2 protein-coding genes are annotated in these 466 nt (G+C 35.9%); both read right to left on the minus strand.

Annotation, left to right across the window (positions count from 1 at the left end):
• Positions 1-175, minus strand: a 175-nt coding sequence (locus DZ860_RS25430) for an uL14 family ribosomal protein (RefSeq protein ID WP_207890688.1), incomplete at its 3' end; no start/stop codon positions are given.
• A gap of 134 nt (positions 176-309) precedes the next feature.
• Positions 310-466, minus strand: a 157-nt coding sequence (locus DZ860_RS25435) for a ribosomal protein L16 (RefSeq protein WP_120035735.1), incomplete at its 5' end; no start/stop codon positions are given.

The following is a 466-nucleotide window of genomic DNA, read 5'->3' on the forward strand; positions in this document are numbered from 1 at the left end:
TGATCACTTCTGATCTTTTGAGAGGCATATTTGGTACTGCTTCTTTGATCACAGCAACAATAACATCACCAATATGAGCATATCGGCGATTATTAGCTCCTATGATTCGAATACACATCAATTCTCGGGCCCCGCTGTTGTCYGCTACATTCAAATAGGTYTGKKGTTGAATCATATCATTTTTTAAKCTGTTCTTTCAATGCAAAACAAAAAGGGGAGAAGAAAAAAAGAAATATTCTTTGTCAAAAAAAAGAAACCTGCAATTGCTTTTTTATTCCAAGACCTCTTTCCTATGGTTATAAATTTCTATCACGAAATAATGAATTGRGTTYKTATAGGCATTTTTGATGCYGCTATTGAAATAGCYTTTCTKGCTATATTTTCKGSTACWCCRCCCATTTCATAAAGKATTYTACCTGGTTTAACSACAGCTACCCAATATTCGGGAGATCCTTTACCCGACCCC

This window comes from Vibrio sinensis, from assembly GCF_003605645.1.
Taxonomy (GTDB): Bacteria; Pseudomonadota; Gammaproteobacteria; order Enterobacterales; family Vibrionaceae; genus Vibrio; species Vibrio sinensis.